The organism is Brevundimonas sp. BH3, assembly GCF_045345115.1.
Classification (GTDB): domain Bacteria; phylum Pseudomonadota; class Alphaproteobacteria; order Caulobacterales; family Caulobacteraceae; genus Brevundimonas.
Genome location: NZ_CP150796.1, coordinates 123,988 through 136,741, shown reverse-complemented (window position 1 = coordinate 136,741; position 12,754 = coordinate 123,988). Strand labels below are relative to the sequence as shown.

Here is a 12,754-nt window from a genome sequence, read left to right as displayed (position 1 = left end):
TGCGAAGTCAGGATAAAAGCGCCCTATGAAACTTCGTCTTATCAAAGGGATGCGGCTGGTGGCTGCGACCCATAATCCGGGCAAAGCACGCGAGATCGAAGCGCTGCTGGATGGAAATTACGAGATTGTCACGGCGGGCTCGCTGAATTTGCCTGAACCGGACGAGACGGAGAGCACCTTCGTCGGCAATGCCATGCTGAAGGCCCGTCATGCGGCGGCCCTGTCGGGCGAGGTGTGTCTGGCCGATGATAGTGGCATGTCGGTGACGGCGTTGGACGGGGCACCCGGTATTTTTTCGGCGCGCTGGGCCGGTCCGGCGAAGGATTTTGACCTGGCCATGCAAAAGGTCGAGGAACGACTGGAAGAAACTGGCTCCAAGGACCGGTCGGCCTGGTTTACCTCGGCACTGGCCGTGGCATGGCCGGACGGCACCTGTGTGGTGGTCGAGGGCCGTGTGGATGGCACCATCGTTTTCCCGCCGCGGGGCGATCAGGGCTTTGGCTATGATCCGATCTTCCAGCCCCATGGTTATGATGTGACCTTTGGCGAGATGGACCCTGCTGACAAAGATGCCATCAGCCACCGCGCGCTCGCGTTTGATCGCCTCAAGGCCGTTCTGATTGACTGATCCTGTGCCGGACACGGACGGGCAGGTCGCCCTCTATGTCCACTGGCCCTATTGCGCGCGCATCTGTCCGTACTGCGATTTCAATGTCGTGCGCGATCGCGGGCGCGTCGAGGAACAGGCGCGGCTGGTCGATGCCATTGTAAGCGATATAGAAACCCAGGCCGAACGGATCGGGCCACGCCAACTGGCCTCGGTCTTTTTTGGCGGCGGCACCCCGTCGCTGATGGTGCCCGAAGCCGTGGCGAGAGTGCTGGAAACCGCGACCGGATTATTTGCGCCTGTTGCCGATATGGAAGTCTCGCTGGAGGCCAACCCCACGGATGCCGAGGCGGGCCGTTATGCCGCACTGGCCGAGGCGGGGGTGACGCGCCTGTCTATGGGTATTCAGTCCTTTGATGATGCCGCGCTGAAATTTCTGGGCCGCGACCATAGTGCGGGCTCGGCAAGACGGGCGGCACAGACGGCGGCGCGCATTTTCCCGCGTCTATCGATCGACCTGATCTATGCCCGCCCCGACCAGACGATTGCCGACTGGAAGGCCGAGCTGGGCACCGCCTTCGATCTGGGATTCGAGCACATCTCGCCCTATCAGTTGACCATTGAATCCACGACTGCCTTTGGCCGTGCCTTTGCGCGGGGCCAGCTGGTGCCGCCGGACGAGGATCTGGCCATCGCCCTTTATGAAACCACGCAGGCGGTTCTGGAGGGGGCCGGTTTCGAAGCCTATGAGGTCTCCAACCACGCCCGCACTGTGGCAGCCCGTTCGCGTCACAACCTGCATGTCTGGCGCGGCGGCGACTATATTGGTGCGGGACCGGGGGCTCATGGGCGTCTGACCACAGATCAAGGCCGTGCCGCGACCGTCAGCTATCGCAAGATTAGCGATTACATCGAAGGCGTGGCCCAAAACCGTCCGTGGGCCGAGCATCAGCTCATGGATGCATGCGACGCCGACGAAGAGCGGGTTCTATTAGGACTTCGCACAGTCGAGGGTGTTCCGCTGTCGGTGCTGTCGCGTCTGGGTTTGAGCGTAAATGATGGCCCCCTGTCAGACATGCTGTCCGAAGGTTTCCTGCAATATGAGGGGGGGCGTATTCGCGCCACCCGTGAGGGGCGTCCTGTGCTGGACAGCATCCTCAAACGGCTTTTGACTTAAGGTGCATCCGGAAGGGTGTCGTGTTCCAGCGGTCCTGCATGGGCCGGATCGGGCGCGGTTTCGCTATGGCGGGTGTCCTGACGGCGTTTTAAAGTCCAGTTCTCGCCATCGACAAAACCGAGGCCATCCCATTTGACCACTGTGACCGTAATGTGGGTGGCATCCCATTCAATGCGGTTAAAGCTGGGCGGATAGCTGTCACGCTCGCGCATCGACAAGGTGCCGCAACCTATGGCGTAGCAACGCCGCTCGCTCATATCGATGGGCAGGGCAAACGGCACATGCACATGACCCGTGGTAATCAGGTCCACGCCCGCCTCGCCAAAAATACGCGCGGCGCGGTCACCGCGTTTGACCTCGCCGGTCATAGGGGCATCGATCATCTCTACCAGCGGATGATGGCAGGCCAGTATGCGTAAGGTATCGGGCGGGGTCTGGCGCAGAGCCTGAGCCGCGCGGGCGGTCTGTTCCAGATCTATCACGCCCTTGGACCAGTTTAGGCGCGCTTGCCAACCACGGGCGGTGGTCACACCGCGCACCATGAAGTCGGCACCTTTGAGTTCATGGTCGTGGGCGGGGTGTCCGGTAGCGCTCTCGAACGCCCGCCACGGCCAGAACAATCGCGCCAGAACATCCCAATAGGGCACGTCGTGATTGCCGACCGTAACGAAGACCGGATCAGGCAGGGCCTTGATCCATTCGGCGGCGGCTTCGAACTCGTGTTTCAGGCCGCTTTGGGTGATGTCACCGGTAATCAGGTTCAGATCGGCCTTATAGGCATGGGCATAGGCCATGGCCTCGTCGACAGCGGCCTTGTGCTCGCATCCGAAATGGATGTCGGAAAACTGGAGTATAACGCCCATTATTCTACGTTTTCCAAGGCATCGGCAGACAAGGCCAGCGCCGTGAAAGCATGGGGGACAAAACGCACCTTGGCCGATTTTCCAACCGGTACGGTTTCCCCGTCGATCACGGCAGGAATGCGCGACCGGCCCCACACTTCGACACTGCGGGTTTTGCGTGTCTCTACAGCCTGATCGTTGCGCCAGTCGGTAAACAAGGCATTGGCAGCAAGGCGTACAGCCTGTCCCGCATCGTCGATTTTCATCGCAGCGGCTTCAAGGCCAGCTGTATTTTCGTCAAAGGCCTTGGAAATCAGGGGGGTGATAAGGACCAAAGCCTCGGCCTTTTCTGCGGGCTGTCCATCAAGACTGAAACGGATGCGGCCCGAAAAGGCGCGATTAAAGGCCAGTTTGGCCTTGGAGAAGGCCTGTCCGATCTTCCCTGAACGAATGGCCTCGCGGGCGGGTGCCCACAGGGCTGGTGCCCCTAGAATAGCGGCACAGTAAAAATATTCGTCGCCAATCGCGCCACCCGCCACCTTGCGCGGTTCGCCATCTTCGAGAACACGGCGTAGGGCTTTTTTCCAGTCGCCCGTGCCATAAAGGGCCTTTGGCAGCATGTTCATGGTGCCGCCGGGTAAGGTGGCGACCAGAATATCGTTCTGGCCCGCCAGCGTGGCAATGGTGCGCGCTGTGCCATCACCTGCCAGCACCAGAAGTGCATCGGGTTTAGCCTTGATGGCTTCGTCTATGGTCTGGTTAAAACTGTCACCATCCAGTGTCCGGATATCGGCGGTGATCGGGTAATCATCCAGTATGGCGCGAGCCTGATCTGCGGCCCCGTTGCCGACGCCCCCAGACATCGGATTGATAAGCACAATAATATTGTCCAGCCGCGTCTTGGAAGTGACGGACTTGAGGTCAGGCGTACTGTTTGGGGGTACCGAAATATCCGGTCCGGCAACATTATCGGTCATGGGCAGAGAATGTTCATCCTCTGTCTAGGTTCCGAGTTTTAGCGTTGCCATTCCCTGTTCCGCAGGGAACCACAGTCCCTCAGGATCGTTCGTCAAGGCAAGAGGGCTGAAATATTGGACATTGGAGAGGACTCCCCCATGAACAAGGCATTTATCGCTCTGGCTGGTGCTGGACTTTTGGTTTCGGCGTGTGCTTCCGACCCCTATTATGGCGGCGGCATCAATACCAATAGCCAGGCCGTCCGTCAGGGCGCGACCGGTGCGGCACTGGGTGCTGTGGCAGGCGCAATCATTGGTAATAATACGGGTAGCGGCAATGCCGGTACCGGCGCGGCGATTGGTGCCGTTCTGGGTGGCGCGGCAGGGGCTGTGCGTGGTTCTTCCCAGGACCGTAACAACCAGCAGCGTTACCGCGACAACCAGGGTCGCTACTACTATTGCTACGATAACCGCCAAAGCGAATGCTATTGGGAAAACGGCCAGCGCCGTTACTAGAACCGGGCTGACGCATATTGCCGGTCTTCCGGTAGTGCAGAGGGCGGTCCGTTCGGGCCGCCCTTTTCTTTCATGGGGCTGTGAGGAAAGAGGGCTGAAATGGGTAAGGCGTTAAAAGGTTTAACCCTTGTCGCACTGGCGGCATCGGGGCTTTTGGGGGCGTGTGCAGCCCAGAGCGAATACGCCACGCGCGATGCGCTGGTGGCACCGGTTAATTGTCGCAATCAGACCTTCGAGGTCTATTTCGACCAGGGGCAGGCTCGCCTGACACCGGCGGCGCGTACTGCGATCTCAATGACGGCCGAACGGCTGGTTGGATGCCATGTCGAGAGCGTCACCGTTACGGGTCTGGCCGATGCCACCGGCAGCGCCAGCGTGAACCAGAATCTTTCAGAACAACGTGCCCAGTCTGTGCGCGAGGCTATGGCGGCCACCGGTTGGCCCGCACCTGTCATCGCGACAGCGGCAGTCGGTGCCGAGGGTGCGCGTGCGGGATCGGTGAACGAGCCGCTGCGCCGTCGAACCGAGGTAGTGGTGGTGGCATCTCCGCCGCGACGATAGGTCTTAAACCCTGAACGCCTGCGTCCTGCTGTCGCGTCTATACTGACGGACAGTGGGCGCGGGCTTTTTGCGGTTAGTCTCTTGGCGCGCTAGACGAGGGTATGACCTTGCCAAGATTTCTGTCCGTTCTGTTTGTGATCTTCATCCTGTTCGGGGCGACGCCCCTGCATGCACAGGTGGGGGCCCAAAAGACGGAACGGATCGAGGCCGAACTGGTCCCGATGGGCCAGTGGGCCGTGCCCGGCTCGACAGCTATTATTGCTATACGCCAGAAAATCCAGCCGGGCTGGCACACCTATTGGCGTAATCCCGGCGATAGCGGCGGGCCGACCGAGGCCCACTGGACGCTACCGCAAGGTTATAAGGCGGGTGATATTGTCTGGCCCCTGCCCGAGCGTCAGCGTCTGCAAACCCTGATGAACTATGGCTATAGCGGTGTCGTCTATCTGCCGGTGCCCATCGAGGTGCCCGCCAGTGCAAAGGCGGGCGAGAGCGTCCTCGTCAGCGCCAAGGTGCTGTTCATGGTCTGCTCGGATGAGATGTGTGTACCGGACGAGATGGAATTGGCCGTCAATCTGCCGGTGGCCGAGGGGACGCCGCCCCTGACCGCAGCCCATGGAGCGGCCATTCAAAAGGTCCTCGAGACGGCACCTCGCCCGGCTGAGATCACGGCGCGCGCGCATTTGGAAGAGGGCGTGCTGAAACTGTCGGCGTCCGGCGGGGCTCTGGCTGGCATGAACCCGAAATGGGCCTATTTCTTCGCCTTTGAGAGCGGGCAGGTGGACCATGCCGCTCTCCAACAGGGCCAGCGCGGCGAGAACGGTATCAGCCTGAATATCGTGGCGGGTCGGGGTCTCAAGGCCAAGGGTCTGGGCGAAGGCATCAGCGGCGTTCTGGCCACTGATCTGGGAGCGTGGGAAATCACCGCGACCGAAGGCGATATGCTGCCGGCAACATCTGGTCTAGGCGCACTGGATAGCGGCGAGAACATGTCTTCAAAGGATGCTCCGGCATCGTCTGGGTTCCTGAAGGCGGCGCTGTTTGCCCTTCTGGGTGGTTTGATCCTCAATCTGATGCCGTGCGTATTTCCCGTTCTGGCCATGAAGGCGGCGGCGCTTGGTCGCTCGGCCCATGATCCGCGCGAAGCCCGCAAGGACGGGCTGGGTTTTCTGGCCGGTGTGCTCGTGACATTTGGGGCGCTCGCGAGCTTGTTGCTGGCGCTGCGTGCCGGAGGACAGGCCGTTGGCTGGGGCTTCCAGCTACAGTCACCGGCGGTGACGGCGGCGCTGTCCCTGCTGATGTTGGCCGTGGGCCTGAATATGTCGGGCCTGTTCCATATCGGCGGGCGTTTGCAAGGTGTCGGCAGCGGTCTGGCGCAGGGCAAGGGCGGCGTGGTCGGGGCCTTCTTCACCGGCGTTCTGGCGGTGGTGGTGGCAGCGCCCTGTACCGCGCCCTTCATGGCGCTGGCTCTGGGGGCGGCTCTGGTCATGCCGTGGCCAATGGCGCTGATTGTATTTGTGATGCTGGGTCTGGGTCTGGCCCTGCCCTATGTGCTGGTCAGCTTCTCGCCGCGCATTCTGTCGCGTTTGCCCAAGCCGGGCTCGTGGATGGAGACATTCCGCAATCTGTTGGCCTTCCCGATGTATGGTGCGGCCCTGTGGCTGGCTTGGGTGTTTGCCCGCCAGACCGGCGAAGCACTGGGCTTGCTGTTTGTGGCGGGATTGTTGCTGGCCTTTACGCTGTGGCTATGGGGCCGTTACCAGTCGGGCGGGCGTCGCCTGATGCTGGCCGTGGCCATTTTCGCGGCGGTGCTAACGGTTCCTGCCATATTCCTTGCCATGAAGGCCCCGCCTGTCGCGAGCGCCGTTGTGAATGAGGAAGGCAAGGCACTGGCATCGCAATCGTGGTCAAGCGCGGCAGTCGAGACGGCTTTGGCCGAGGGGCGTCCGGTGCTGGTGAACTTTACTGCCGACTGGTGCGTGACCTGTAAGATTAATGAGCGCACAGCGCTGGCCACAGCGGGAACTGCCAAGGCGCTGGCCGGTGCCAATGCTGTTTATCTGGTGGGCGACTGGACCAACCGTGATGATGCCATCACCAGAGAACTGGAACGCCATGGTCGCTCGGGTGTGCCGCTCTATCTGCTCTACACGCCGGGCGTGGCCGAGCCGCGCATCCTGCCGCAGCTTTTGACCGAGGGGCTGGTCGGCAAGGCTCTGTCGGAGGCGACCAAACAGGACTGAGAGGGAGGAAGACGATGATCCGTAAACTCGTAATGGCTTCGGCCATTGTGCTGGCACTGGCCGCGTGCCAGCAGGTTGAAAAACCGGCGGCTCCGGCCGAACAGGCGGCGGTTTCACCCGTGTCGGCGGTGGCCGGTCCCGGCGATATGGCCGCTGATTTCACGCTCGTCGATGCCGAGGGTGTCTCGCACAAGCTGTCGGATTATCGCGGCAAGACGGTGGTTCTGGAATGGACCAACGAAGGCTGCCCCTATGTGAAGAAGCACTATACGGGGGCAATGCAGGCCCTGCAGCGCGATGCCACTGCCGACGGCGTGGTATGGCTGACCATCATCTCTTCGGCTCCGACCACTCAAGGCTATGTCGAGGGTGAAGAAGCCAAGGCGTGGAAAGCCAAGCACAATGCCGCCTTTAGCCACCTGCTGCTGGACCCGACCGGTGAGGTCGGCAAGCTGTATGACGCCAAGACCACGCCGGATATGCGCGTGATCGATGCCGAGGGGCGTTTGATCTTTGTCGGCGGTATCGACGACAAGCCCACAAGCAAGGTCGAGGACCTGCAAGCGGCGACCAACTATGTGAAGGCCGCTCTTACCGATCACAAGGCGGGACGTCCGGTCACAACGACCTTTGCCCAGCCCTATGGTTGCGCCATTAAATACCCCGAAACGATCAAGGCCGAAGCCTGAGTCTCGTCTGGCGTCGCCGTTTGCCTAGTGGGCAAGCGGCGGGGCCAGAATGACCTCGGCATTGTCGTTGAGCAGATAGGACAACTCTTCCAGAGCCATCTTGCGAGCTGCACCCGGAGCAGCCTCTTCCAGTTGTGCGAGTTTCTGAGGCATGTCCTCGGCAATACCCCGCATGATGCAGGTCAGATCGCTATCGGTGCCGCGTTCTTTCAGCGTCAGGTGCCCGTTCATATCGGCCACAGCCAAGGCCGCGATACGGCTTTTGAAAGCGGTGAAGGCAGGCATGTGCACGAAATGCGCGTCGGCCAAACTATCGGCCACCATCCAGTCGTCGGTGATGGCTTTCAGGCTTTGGGCTTCTTGTACCAAAGCGGCAAAGGCCGGTTCCGAAGATAGGGCTGAAGCCTCGGCGGGGGCTTGAGCGGCGACAGCATCCGGCAGGGCGCTGGTTGCCGGATCAGACGCGAAAAACAGGACTGCGGCGACGGCCAGATTGCAGGACATTTGAAATTTCGATCCAAACTTCGAGAGAATAAGATAGAAGCGTCTGCAAACTTCGGGCCGTCCATAGTGTCCGTTTTTGAATGTCGCGGATAATCGGGGACTGGAACCTTTGGTTGAAACTGGAACGAGCCTCTTGGCGGATGACGCATGGGCGCAGTTACAGGCCGTTGCCGAACGCGATAAAGATGCCCTAATCGCCGAGCAATTCGCACGAGACCCGCAACGTCTCGAACGTCTGAGCCTGACAGCGGCAGGCTTATATATTGATCTGTCTAAACAAAGTTGGACACAGCAGGGGCTGGAAGCGACGCTGGATCTGGCACGGGCACGCAAGGTGGAAGCTTGCCGCGAGGCCCTTTTTGCAGGACAGGCGGTGAATACTACCGAGGGTCGGGCCGTGCTTCATCCGGCCTTGAGAGCCTCGCCGCAAAAACAGTTTAGCGCCCTTGGAGAACCGATTTCCGAAGGCGTGATGGCCCAGCGCGAGGCGTTGAAAGCCTTTGCCACGGGGGTGCGTAATGGCACAATCACCGGCGTAACGGGCAAGCCGTTCACTGCGGTGGTTCATATTGGTATTGGCGGATCGGACCTTGGCCCGCGTGTGGTCTGGGAAGGCCTGCGTCCCAGACAGCCCGACTTTCTGGTGCGTTTTGTCGCCAATATCGATCCGGCCGATCGTCAGGAAGCGCTGGCGGGATTGGACCCCGAGACGACACTGGTCATTATCGTCTCCAAGACCTTTACCACGCTGGAAACCTTGGCAAATGCTCGGGCGGTTCGTGACTGGCTGGAGAGTGAGTTGCCTGCGGGGGCTGACATTGCGCGACAGATTGTCGGCGTAACCGCTCGCCCCCAAAAAGCGCAAGCCTTTGGGTGCAGCCGGACGTTTTCGTTCTGTGACTGGGTTGGCGGGCGCTTTTCGCTGTGGTCGCCGGTCAGTCTTTCATGTGCCATCGGGCTGGGCTGGGAGGTGTTTGAAAAACTTCTGGCCGGTGCCGAAGCGATGGACGAGCATTTTGTTTCGGCTCCGTTGGAAAAGAACGCGCCCGTGCTGATGGCACTGGCCCAAATATATAATGTTGATGGGCTGGGCCGCACAGCGCGTTCTGTCGCCCCCTATGCCTATGTGTTGCGGCGCTTTCCTGCCTATCTGCAGCAGTTGGAAATGGAGTCCAACGGCAAGCGGGTGACGCGCAATGGTGAACCGATCGAACGGATGACCTGCCCGGTGATTTTTGGCGAGGTTGGCTCTAACGGCCAGCATGCCTTCTTCCAACAACTGCATCAGGGACCACAGGTGGTTCCGACCGAGTTCATCATTGTGCGCCAGACCCATGATGATGGAGCCGAGCAGCAACTCTGGGCCAATGCGCTGGCCCAATCGCGCGCCCTGATGGTGGGACAGTCCGAAGAGGCGGCCAGGGCCGAGATGCTGGCTGCGGGTTATAGTTTTGCCGATGCGACACGTCTTGCCCCGCACAAGACCTTCCCCGGCAACCGCCCCTCGACCGCGATTGTTCTGGACCGCGTAACGCCGCACACGCTCGGGGCACTGATCGCCCTTTTCGAGCATAAAACCTTTGTCGAGGGCGTGCTGTGGGACATTAACAGCTTTGACCAGTGGGGCGTCGAACTGGGCAAGTCTGTCGCGCGTTCGGTGGTGTCGGCTGCTTCTGGCAAGGCCGAAGAATTGGACCCTTCTACGCGGGCGTTGTTGGACCATCTGACCTGATAGACGGATCAACATAAAAAAGACCCGACCGGTGAACGGTCGGGCCTTTCAGGGAACATCGCTGGTCTTGGCGGGGACCTTTACCAGCGACGGTCGTAGCGGTAATCGCGGTCGTATCGGTCGTTGTAGCGGCCATTATTGTAATAGCGGCGGTCACGACGGTCATGACGATCGTAGCGGTCACCATAACGGTAATCGCGGCTGTTAATGCCGTGCTCGCGTTCCCAGTGCCCCTGGTTACGATAGCAACGGCCGCCGCGGTAATAGTTGCAGTCGCGGTTATTGTCGGACGAGGCAACACCTACAGCGGCGCCGGCAAGGGCACCACCGGCAACATAGCGGCCGTCACCATTACCGATAATGGCACCGGCCAATCCGCCGACCACGGCGCCGATGACCGCGTCCTTGCCGGAATCATTGCGATCACGGTCGTGATAGCGCTGGGCGGAGGCGGGCGAGGCCAGAAGGGTCAGGGCAAGAGCCGGGGCGATTGCAGCGACGCCGATCTTCGACAGGGTCTTCATGTGCGGGCTCCTTTCAGGGCCGGTGTTTGAACTCTGATGACGGTTGTAGCTGACGCTATCTGAACAAGCCCAGCGGCCCTTGTTCATATTCGCTTCATGTTGTGGCCCGCGATTTCGGGCACCCCTTGAAAAACTGTCTTAGAAATTTCGCTGGCATGCCCTTGACCCTGAACAGGGGGCTGCCTAACTGCCCTGCATTGGCACTCGCGGGGGCAGACTGCTAAGCCTGCTTCCTTGAGAGCTTACACGATAATCTATACCGGAGATCCTCAGATGGCGTTTCGTCCGCTCGGCGACCGCGTGCTGGTAAAGCGCGTTGAAGAAGCTACCACCACCAAGGGCGGGATCATCATCCCCGACACGGCCAAGGAAAAGCCGCAAGAAGGCGAAGTGATCGCCGTGGGTTCGGGCGTCCGTGACGAAGACGGCGATTTCGTCGCTCTGGACGTCAATGTCGGCGACCGCATCCTGTTCGGAAAATGGTCGGGTACCGAAATCAAGATCGAAGGCGAAGACCTGATCATCATGAAGGAATCGGACATCCTGGGCGTGCTCTCGTAAGCACCGGTTGTCTTCTGAATTCCTGAATAACAACATTTAGATAGGAGCAGCCCGCATGGCCGCTAAAATCGTAAAGTTCAACACCGATGCCCGCGACAAGATGCTCAAGGGCGTCAATATCCTGGCTGATGCCGTCAAGGTGACCCTGGGTCCGAAGGGCCGCAACGTTGTCATCCAGAAGTCGTTTGGCGCTCCGCGCTCGACCAAGGACGGCGTATCGGTCGCCAAAGAGATCGAGCTGGAAGACGCCTTCGAGAACATGGGCGCCCAGATGATCCGCGAAGTCGCTTCCAAGGCGAACGACAAGGCGGGTGACGGCACCACCACCGCAACCGTTCTGGCCCAGGCCATCGTGCAGGAAGGCCTGAAGGCCGTGGCTGCCGGCATGAACCCGATGGACCTGAAGCGCGGTATCGACAAGGCCGTCGACGCGGTTCTGGACGAAGTAAAGTCGATCTCGAAGCCGGTTTCCAACAACTCGGAAATCGCTCAGGTCGGCACCATCTCGGCCAATGGCGATGAAGAAATCGGCGGCCTGATCGCTCAGGCTATGGCCAAGGTCGGCAATGAAGGCGTGATCACTGTGGAAGAAGCCAAGACGGCTGAAACCTCGGTCGACATCGTCGAAGGCATGCAGTTCGACCGCGGCTACCTGTCGCCGTACTTCATTACCAATCCGGACAAGATGGAAGCTGTTCTCGAAGAGCCGCTCATCCTGCTCCACGAGAAGAAGCTGACCTCGCTGCAGCCGATGCTGCCGATCCTGGAAGCTGTCGTCCAAGCCGGTCGTCCGCTGCTGATTATCGCTGAAGACATCGAAGGCGAGGCTCTGGCCACGCTGGTGGTCAACAAGCTGCGTGGCGGCCTGCGCGTCGCTGCCGTCAAGGCTCCGGGCTTCGGCGATCGCCGCAAGGCCATGCTGGAAGACATCGCCATCCTGACCGGCGGCGAAGTCATCTCGGAAGACCTCGGCATCAAGCTGGAAACCGTGACCCTCGACATGCTTGGCAAGGCCAAGAAGGTCGTCATCACCAAGGAAGACACCACCGTCGTTGAAGGCGTTGGCGAGAAGGACAAGATCGAAGCCCGCGTTGGCCAGATCAAGCGCCAGATCGAAGAGACTTCCTCGGACTATGACCGCGAGAAGCTGCAAGAGCGTCTGGCCAAGCTGGCCGGTGGCGTCGCTGTCCTGCGCGTCGGCGGCGAGACCGAAGTCGAAGTGAAGGAAAAGAAAGACCGCGTTGACGATGCCCTGAACGCAACCCGCGCCGCTGCCGACGAAGGCATCGTTCCGGGTGGTGGCGTGGCCCTGCTGAAGGCTTCGAAGATCCTTGCCGATCTGGAAGTGGCCAATGCGGACCAGAAGGCTGGCGTCAACATCGTTCGCCGTGCCCTGCAAGCCCCGATCCGTCAGATCTCGGAAAACTCGGGCGTTGAAGGCTCGATCGTGGTCGGCAAGGTTCTGGACTCGAATGAAGTCAACTTTGGCTTCAACGCCCAGACCGAAGCCTATGGCGACCTCGTCCACATGGGCGTGATCGACCCGGCCAAGGTTGTGCGCTCGGCCCTGAAGTCAGCAGCCTCGGTTGCCGGTATCATGATCACCACCGAAGCCGCCATTGCGGACGCACCGAAGAAGGCCTCGGCCGGCGGCGCTCCGGACATGGGCGGTATGGGTGGCATGGGCGGCATGGACTTCTAAGGAAGTCCATCGCGACGCCCATCACTTAAGGTGGGCAGTATCGGTGTTGCCGATATTGCGGGCGGCATGGACTTCTAAGTTCAAGCCATCTCACGCTGAGACTACGGAAGGGCGGGATCGAAAGCTCCCGCCCTTTCTTT

Annotated in this window: 13 protein-coding genes; 9 read left to right on the top strand and 4 right to left on the bottom strand. The window is 60.4% G+C overall.

Annotated features, from left to right (window positions below):
* Window positions 1–25 precede the first annotated feature (25 nt).
* Both rdgB and hemW read left to right on the top strand, forming a co-directional pair.
* Window positions 26–628, top strand: a complete 603-nt coding sequence (gene rdgB / locus WEU32_RS00620; RefSeq protein WP_406852506.1) for an RdgB/HAM1 family non-canonical purine NTP pyrophosphatase — start codon at window positions 26–28, stop codon at window positions 626–628.
* A complete protein-coding gene (hemW, locus tag WEU32_RS00615; RefSeq protein WP_406852505.1) occupies window positions 621–1,784 on the top strand; it encodes a radical SAM family heme chaperone HemW in 1,164 nt (387 codons plus the stop codon). The genes rdgB and hemW overlap by 8 nt, the downstream gene beginning before the upstream one ends.
* On the opposite strand, the gene WEU32_RS00610 is transcribed toward hemW, so the two are convergent.
* Together WEU32_RS00610 and WEU32_RS00605 are read right to left on the bottom strand one after the other, a co-directional pair.
* On the bottom strand, window positions 1,781–2,647 hold the full coding sequence (locus WEU32_RS00610; RefSeq protein ID WP_406852504.1) for a metallophosphoesterase family protein: 867 nt from the start codon (window positions 2,645–2,647) through the stop codon (window positions 1,781–1,783). The two genes, hemW and WEU32_RS00610, sit on opposite strands and share 4 nt — an antisense overlap.
* Window positions 2,647–3,603, bottom strand: coding sequence for a diacylglycerol/lipid kinase family protein (locus WEU32_RS00605; RefSeq protein ID WP_406852503.1), 957 nt, complete (start codon window positions 3,601–3,603; stop codon window positions 2,647–2,649). Before WEU32_RS00605 ends, WEU32_RS00610 begins: the two co-directional genes overlap by 1 nt.
* 138 nt (window positions 3,604–3,741) lie before the next feature.
* Between WEU32_RS00605 and WEU32_RS00600 the strand changes: the two genes are divergently transcribed.
* The 4 genes from WEU32_RS00600 (at window position 3,742) to WEU32_RS00585 (ending at window position 7,591) form a co-directional block, all read left to right on the top strand.
* Window positions 3,742–4,098 carry a YMGG-like glycine zipper-containing protein gene (locus tag WEU32_RS00600; protein WP_312138653.1) on the top strand — a complete coding sequence of 119 codons (357 nt, stop codon included), beginning with the start codon at window positions 3,742–3,744 and terminating at the stop codon, window positions 4,096–4,098.
* Window positions 4,099–4,197: 99 nt separating this feature from the next.
* Window positions 4,198–4,659, top strand: coding sequence for an OmpA family protein (locus tag WEU32_RS00595; protein WP_406852502.1), 462 nt, complete (start codon window positions 4,198–4,200; stop codon window positions 4,657–4,659).
* A 101-nt stretch (window positions 4,660–4,760) separates the two neighbouring features.
* Complete coding sequence (locus WEU32_RS00590; protein WP_406852501.1) at window positions 4,761–6,902, top strand: protein-disulfide reductase DsbD family protein; 2,142 nt, start codon at window positions 4,761–4,763, stop codon at window positions 6,900–6,902.
* A gap of 14 nt (window positions 6,903–6,916) precedes the next feature.
* Complete coding sequence (locus WEU32_RS00585) at window positions 6,917–7,591, top strand: redoxin domain-containing protein (RefSeq protein WP_406852500.1); 675 nt, start codon at window positions 6,917–6,919, stop codon at window positions 7,589–7,591.
* A 24-nt stretch (window positions 7,592–7,615) separates the two neighbouring features.
* Here the strand turns inward: WEU32_RS00585 and WEU32_RS00580 are convergent, their stop codons facing one another.
* The gene (locus WEU32_RS00580; RefSeq protein WP_406852499.1) at window positions 7,616–8,095 is read right to left on the bottom strand and encodes a hypothetical protein; all 480 of its coding nucleotides are present in this window, start codon (window positions 8,093–8,095) and stop codon (window positions 7,616–7,618) included.
* A 133-nt stretch (window positions 8,096–8,228) separates the two neighbouring features.
* Between WEU32_RS00580 and pgi the strand changes: the two genes are divergently transcribed.
* The gene (gene pgi / locus WEU32_RS00575) at window positions 8,229–9,827 is read left to right on the top strand and encodes a glucose-6-phosphate isomerase (RefSeq protein WP_406852498.1); all 1,599 of its coding nucleotides are present in this window, start codon (window positions 8,229–8,231) and stop codon (window positions 9,825–9,827) included.
* Window positions 9,828–9,907: 80 nt separating this feature from the next.
* Here pgi and WEU32_RS00570 read toward each other — a convergent pair whose 3' ends face one another.
* Window positions 9,908–10,351: a hypothetical protein gene (locus WEU32_RS00570; protein ID WP_312138646.1), complete on the bottom strand. Its 444-nt coding sequence runs from the start codon at window positions 10,349–10,351 to the stop codon at window positions 9,908–9,910.
* Window positions 10,352–10,624: 273 nt separating this feature from the next.
* On the opposite strand from WEU32_RS00570, the gene groES reads away from it, so the two are divergent.
* Complete coding sequence (gene groES / locus WEU32_RS00565) at window positions 10,625–10,912, top strand: co-chaperone GroES (protein WP_312138644.1); 288 nt, start codon at window positions 10,625–10,627, stop codon at window positions 10,910–10,912.
* 55 nt (window positions 10,913–10,967) lie between these two features.
* The gene (gene groL / locus WEU32_RS00560; protein ID WP_312814716.1) at window positions 10,968–12,614 is read left to right on the top strand and encodes a chaperonin GroEL; all 1,647 of its coding nucleotides are present in this window, start codon (window positions 10,968–10,970) and stop codon (window positions 12,612–12,614) included.
* Window positions 12,615–12,754 lie beyond the last annotated feature (140 nt).